Raw genomic sequence first — 1,870 nt, forward strand, 5'->3', positions numbered from 1 at the left:
TATAGCGGTATAGTGGCTTGTCGCCATCGTGACCGACCAGCTCTTCGGTAAATAATCCCTCTTTGGCATAAAGGGATAGTTTTAAGTTAAGTTCGTTATTAGCAGCGATTTTGTCATAAGGATCGTTAGGATCTATTTCCCCTTCAAGATAATGAATGGTATAGGGGTACATATCTGCATACAGATCGCCCACAGCAAGACAAACTGCTCTATTGCCGGTAGGGTTAATACGATCATTTTCTTCCTGTATGCGGTCTTTATAAAGGTAATTATTACAACTTTTTAGTAAAAATATAATTAGTGCGCTACTGATGAGTAATGCAATGATGGTTAGTTTTTTTGTCATGATTATTGCCTATTAATAACCCCATGATTTACATTTATAAAACATATCCGCCACTCTGGCCGCCCGTCAAACGTAGCTCACCATCAGGCCCAAAACTGTAATAATGTACGCCTATAGTGCTCTCCCCCAATACGGCTTCCTCTAAACCGCCATAGCCAGGATACAAGCTATAAATATCCTTATTTTTTATCCAGTTTGGGACGTTTTCCATATGGTAATAAAAAGTCACCATTCTCATCCCTTGCATTTGATCATCAACCTCATCAATTTTTTCAACCACCACTTTTCCAAAGCAGAAATTTGTTGCACTCCATTTTTTACCAAGATATTTACGCCCTTCATCCGTTAAATTATAGCGGTATAGTGGCTTGTCGCCATCGTGACCGACCAGCTCTTCGGTAAATAATCCCTCTTTGGCATAAAGGGATAGTTTTAAGTTAAGTTCGTTATTAGCAGCGATTTTGTCATAAGGATCGTTAGGATCTATTTCCCCTTCAAGATAATGAATGGTATAGGGGTACATATCCTGATAAATTTTACCCACCCGCAGGCAAACCGCTCTATTGCCGGTAGGGTTAATACGATCATTTTCTTCCTGTATGCGGTCTTTATACATGTAATTATTACAATTTTTTAGTAAAAATATAATTAGTGCGCTACTGATGAGTAATGCAATGATGGTTAGTTTTTTTGTCATGATTATTGCCTATTAATAACCCCATGATTTACGTTTATAAAACATAGTGGCCACTTTTACCGCCCGTCAAACGTAGCTCACCATCAGGCCCAAAACTGTAATAATGTACGCCCCTAGGACTCCCCCCCAATACGGCTTTCTCTAAACCACCATAGCCTTTATATAGACTATAAATATCTTTATTTTTTATCCAGTTTGGCACGTTTTCCATATGGTAATAAAAAGTCACCATTCTCATCCCTTGCATTTGATCATCAACCTCATCAATTTTTTCAACCACCACTTTGCCAAAACAGAAATTTGTTCCCCCCCACCATTTTTTATCAAGATATTTACGTCCTTCATCCGTTAAATTATAGCGGTATAGTGGCTTGTCGCCATCGTGACCGACCAGCTCTTCGGTAAATAATCCCTCTTTGGCATAGAGTGCTAATCGTTCATTTAATTTATTATTAATATAAATAGGATCTTGATAGTGCATATCTTTATGATATCCTGGCATATATTTAATAGTATAGGGGTACATATCTGCATACAGATCGCCCACAGCGAGGCAAACTGCTCTATTGCCGGTAGGGTTAATACGATCATTTTCTTCCTGTATGCGGTCTTTATAAAGGTAATTATTACAATTTTTTAGTAAAAATATAATTAGTGCGCTACTGATGAGTAATGCAATGATGGTTAGTTTTTTTGTCATGATTATTGCCTATTAATAACCCCATGATTTATGCTTATAAAACATAGTGACCACTAGTCCCCGCCGTCAATTTTAAACTACCATCATATTGAATGTTGTAGTAATGAGTCCCTGGAGCGGGTATATC

Annotated in this window: 3 protein-coding genes; all 3 read right to left on the reverse strand. The window is 37.7% G+C overall.

Translation table 11 applies throughout. From position 1 onward, the window contains the following. The coding region (locus tag A9G44_RS07120; RefSeq protein WP_143426335.1) for a hypothetical protein at positions 1–346 on the reverse strand (346 nt) is incomplete at its 3' end. 34 nt (positions 347–380) lie between these two features. Beyond that, the gene (locus tag A9G44_RS07125) at positions 381–1,043 is read right to left on the reverse strand and encodes a hypothetical protein (RefSeq protein WP_065610040.1); all 663 of its coding nucleotides are present in this window, start codon (positions 1,041–1,043) and stop codon (positions 381–383) included. A 34-nt stretch (positions 1,044–1,077) separates the two neighbouring features. Continuing rightward, positions 1,078–1,743 (reverse strand): hypothetical protein, encoded by a 666-nt coding sequence (locus tag A9G44_RS07130; protein ID WP_065610042.1) that lies wholly within the window; start codon positions 1,741–1,743, stop codon positions 1,078–1,080. Positions 1,744–1,870 lie beyond the last annotated feature (127 nt).

Source organism: Gilliamella sp. Occ4-3 (assembly GCF_001690675.1).
Lineage (GTDB): Bacteria > Pseudomonadota > Gammaproteobacteria > Enterobacterales > Orbaceae > Gilliamella > Gilliamella bombi.